The following is a 4,314-nucleotide window of genomic DNA, read 5'->3' on the forward strand; positions in this document are numbered from 1 at the left end:
AAATATATTTAGACAGCAGTTCTCTGGAAATTTTCATCAACAACGGCGAAGCAGTAATGAGCGCGCGTATTTTTCCGCCAAAAAATGCGTATGGCATTCTGCATAGTGGCGCTGGTCAGTTAGACTGCTGGCAGTACTATTAATTCTTACGGTTTTTACGTTATAGTAAATTTAAATTAACTAAAAAATGGGTAGTGGTTTAAAAATTATGATAAATATATTTTTACAAAAAATACTTCTTTTAATATATAGTGCGATCAGCTAAAAAACAAAACATCCTATAGCCCTTATTTAGCCATTCTGGCGGTAGATAACGTTCTGTTTTTTAGCTGATTTGACTATATTGATATTTAAATGTTTAACTACCATTAAATTATTTGATAAATTCCAGCATGCTTTTCAAACCACTACCAAATATTACTTGCATCAAGTCAAATTGCTCATAGAGCGAAAAGCTTAATTGCCTACTTATCTATAACAAAACAATGATTAAGTGCTTTGTTTGAAGTTTGACATTGAAGGGATGTTCTGTTTAGCTTAGATAATTCAGCTGAGCCAGCAATCATCATCTGGGCTAATGTGTATTAGAAACGTATCTATAGCAGGGTTCCCAAAAAATGCATACCGAAATTATAGATAATATACTGTTTTCAAAGTGGATATTGGATTAACATTGTATGCACTTTTTGGGAAGTTGACTATAGACTCCGTCGAAAACATTGTCATAGACCCCAAAGGATACCTTATTATTCGTGATCAACAGTCTAAAATCGCTTTCTTAAACAATACATGCATCCTCCGCTTACGCTAACAAAAGATTGACTATCCAAATAGATTAAATCCTCGTATGATGATACTTTTTATCCTTACGCTATGTATCTTCTTATTGACGCGGGGAATTCCCGCATAAAATGGCTTTATGGCAATAACGTTCCCGGAATTGTAGAAGCCGCATCGTATCGGACTGACTGGCAACGCAAACTATACCTCGCTTGGCATCTCTTACCTGAACCTGATGCCATTGCGCTTTCTAGTGTCAACAACCCTGAAATTGAAAAATTTGTCAGTGAATTGGTTCAACAACTCTGGCAAAAACCCGTCCAAATCTTTACCGCACAAAAACATACTAACCATACCCTAACCGTTGCTTATGACGAACCTGAAAAGCTAGGCTCTGATCGCTACTTAGCTATGCTTGGTGCCAGAAGCCTGACCAAAGAACCCTTTTGCGTTATCGGCTGTGGAACTGCCATTACCTTAGATGCCGTTAACGGAGAAGGACAACATTTAGGCGGACTTATCCTACCCGGAATACGTCTTGCTGAAAATGCGCTCATTCAAAACACCCAAAAACTCATTCCCATGCGCTGGACACCAAAAACCTTAGGCACCGATACCGCAAGCTGCATCGGTGCGGGGATTCATCATGCCTTACCTGCGGGCGTTGACCATATCATTGATGAATTGGAAGCCGAATATGGCTATTACTTTAAGCGTTATGCTTTTGGCGGCGATGCACAAATTCTTTTTGGTAATCGTCCCACCTATCGCATTGAACCTGACTTAATGTTTGGCGGCATGATTGCACATCTCGCTCCGCATACCGTTTGTGCACAAAGCCAATCATAAAAACTGATAGGTAGTGGTTTGAAAAGTATGCTAAACATACTCTTATAAAAAATACTTCTTTTAATATATTGATATTTAAATATTTAACTGCCATTAGATTATTTGATAATATTCCAGCATACTTTTCAAACCACTACCAACTGATAAACTACTGTTATTTTACATACGATACGAGGACATAAAATGGATTGGAAAGGTGGCAGACGAAGTTCAAACGTCCAAGATCGCCGTGGAATGGGCGTAAAAGCCGGTGGCGGTATTGGCATTATTGGACTCATTATTATTCTAATTGGTTGGTTTTTTGGTATTGATCCACGCACCATGCTGGGCTTTGTAGAAGGCACGCAAAGTATCACTGGTGGCACTCAAACCACTACAACTGCGCCGCCGAAAAACGATGAACAAAGCCAATTTGTGAGCGTTATGCTCGGTTCAAACGAAGATTTTTGGAACAGCGAATTAAAACGCAACGGTGTACACTTTCGCGCCCCAAAACTCGTCCTATTTTCAAATCAGACACAAAGTGCTTGTGGTATTGCTAGCGCACAAACAGGCCCTTTCTATTGTCCAGCAGACCAAAAAATTTACATTGATTTAAACTTTATTCGTCAAATGCAGAGAATGGGCGCTACTCAACATCAAAAAGTTGCGGGGAACTTTGCGATGGCGTATGTTCTTGCGCATGAGTTCGGGCATCATATTTCAAACCTTATTGGTATTTTGCCTAAAGCCCATCAAGCCATGCAACATGCTAACAGCAAAGCTGAAGCAAATCGCTATTCCGTTGCCTTAGAATTACAAGCCGACTGTTTTGCGGGTGTTTGGGCAGCAAATTTAGACAAATACCACATCTCTATTACTCAAGCAGACCTTCAAGAAGGATTACGCGCAGCTAATGCCGTTGGTGACGACCATATTATGGAAAGTGCGGGGCATACCGTTCGTCCAGAAAACTTTACTCACGGCAGCTCAGAACAACGAATGAAATGGTTTATAACAGGACTTAAAAGTGGCAATATGAACGCCTGTGATACATTTAAATAACATCATCATTTAAAAGGACAAAAATATGCAAGACTTTATCCGCCCAGAAGACAGCGACATTACCTTATCCGTTGTCATGCATCCTGAAGATACCAATGTTGCTGGTAATATCTTCGGTGGAAAAATCCTCGCGCTCATGGACCAAGCTGCCTATGCTTGTGCTTGTAAACATGCGCGTGCCCCTACCGTTACTGCTTCGGTCAATACCGTAAACTTTCTTACGCCCATTTACGTTGGTGATTTAGTCACCATTAAAGCGCGGGTTAACTACGTTGGCAGCTCCTCAATGGTAGTCGGTATTCGTGTAGAAGCTGAAAACCTTATTGAAGGACACGTTCGCCATAGTAATTCCAGCTACTTCACCATGGTTGCCATGGAAGATGGTAAGCCTAAAAAAGTCCCGGGATTACTGCTAGAAAACGTTGAAGACGTTCGCCGTTTTGTCCGCTCTCACCAAAGAAGAGTCGAACAAAAAGAAAGAATGGATAAATATACCGATAAAACATTCACACTTGATAAAGAACAACTTGATTGGTGCAATACCCAAAACGTTAAAATCGCAGAAAGCCTGCTAGAAAGCTTTACTAAATAACCTTATAAAAAATAAGAAGCGAGAACAAAACCTGTTCTCGCTCTCTATTTAGCTAACAGCTAATACAGCACAATTACATAAATCATCACTTTCAAATGTGGTTAATTCGCCAGCAGAAGTATTTGGCACAGGAAATACCCTTACCGTCAAAGGCTTATTCAAGCGAAATGCCATTGTTCCTGTATCTCTCATCAACGCACACAATTGCTCAATAGAAACCTCTCCGGGAATAGGCACTGTATCCAAACCAATACCACAAACACTGCTATAAGTTAATAAAGAACGAATATCAAATTGTTTCGTCCGAGTTGCTGCTGCTAAACCTTCATCCTCAGTAACAGCTAACATTAAACCTGAAAAACCAACCGCATTTACCCGTTTTAAAGACTTAAAAACGCGTGTTAATAACGCCGATATTTCTACCGTTCCAGATGCCCCAAAATGAGGTAGCCCTAGACATTGATAAACCTCTACCATTGACGAACAATTTTTTGAAGGCGCGGCTGAAGTATCCATACCTAAATATTGCCACTCTGCATTTAACGATGCTGTTTCTAAGCCCGTTTGAATCTTATCAATGTGATATTGCAAAGCTGCCGTCATTACCTCAAAAGCGCCTTGCATAAATGCTTGGTAGCCAGCTGGAGATGAAAGCAAATCTTTTGTTTGCGTTTGCGTACGGTAAACCTCTAGTGCTGCTACCAATAAATCTGGCGTTTCTAGACCGAGAACAAAAGCTTTTTGATGTTCACTACGATGATAACTGGCTGGAAAATACGGAATATAAGAAGGGCAATTAAAATTGACAGTAAAATTAAAATTACCTTCTCCGCGAGCAGTTATTTGACTAATCTTTTTAATTACCTGCGCACAATGAACTAACTGTGCATTATCTAAAATCCCTAACGCATCTGCCTCAACATTGACACAAGCATTACATAAATCCCCATAACTTTGAATCAACTCTGGTAATAATTGGATTTCTTCAGCTGTCTGAGCCTCTCCAATCGCAAATCGGATTCGTAAACCTTGAGAAAAAGATTGCTCTG

5 protein-coding genes are annotated in these 4,314 nt (G+C 40.0%); 4 read left to right on the top strand and 1 reads right to left on the bottom strand.

The window, feature by feature from the left end; all coding sequences use genetic code 11:
- Positions 1-2: 2 nt before the first annotated feature.
- From A5N85_RS15995 to A5N85_RS01950, 4 genes are all read left to right on the top strand, one after another.
- A complete protein-coding gene (locus A5N85_RS15995) occupies positions 3-143 on the top strand; it encodes a GH32 C-terminal domain-containing protein (protein ID WP_282955978.1) in 141 nt (46 codons plus the stop codon).
- A 730-nt stretch (positions 144-873) separates the two neighbouring features.
- Entirely contained in the window at positions 874-1,629 is a 756-nt protein-coding gene (locus A5N85_RS01940; RefSeq protein WP_072575725.1) for a type III pantothenate kinase, read from the top strand.
- Positions 1,630-1,812: 183 nt separating this feature from the next.
- Complete coding sequence (gene ypfJ / locus A5N85_RS01945) at positions 1,813-2,673, top strand: KPN_02809 family neutral zinc metallopeptidase (RefSeq protein ID WP_072575726.1); 861 nt, start codon at positions 1,813-1,815, stop codon at positions 2,671-2,673.
- A gap of 25 nt (positions 2,674-2,698) precedes the next feature.
- Positions 2,699-3,265, top strand: a complete 567-nt coding sequence (locus A5N85_RS01950) for an acyl-CoA thioesterase (RefSeq protein ID WP_072575727.1) — start codon at positions 2,699-2,701, stop codon at positions 3,263-3,265.
- 48 nt (positions 3,266-3,313) lie between these two features.
- On the opposite strand, the gene A5N85_RS01955 is transcribed toward A5N85_RS01950, so the two are convergent.
- The coding region (locus A5N85_RS01955) for a DUF711 family protein (protein ID WP_072575728.1) at positions 3,314-4,314 on the bottom strand (1,001 nt) is incomplete at its 5' end.

Source organism: Suttonella ornithocola (genome assembly GCF_001889065.1).
In the GTDB taxonomy this organism is placed as follows: Bacteria; Pseudomonadota; Gammaproteobacteria; order Cardiobacteriales; family Cardiobacteriaceae; genus Suttonella_A; species Suttonella_A ornithocola.

Coding starts and splice junctions, on each gene's coding strand:
- A5N85_RS01940 (WP_072575725.1), top strand. CDS start 874: ATGTATCTTCTTATTGACGCGGGGAATTCCCGCATAAAATGGCTTTAT.
- ypfJ (WP_072575726.1), top strand. CDS start 1,813: ATGGATTGGAAAGGTGGCAGACGAAGTTCAAACGTCCAAGATCGCCGT.
- A5N85_RS01950 (WP_072575727.1), top strand. CDS start 2,699: ATGCAAGACTTTATCCGCCCAGAAGACAGCGACATTACCTTATCCGTT.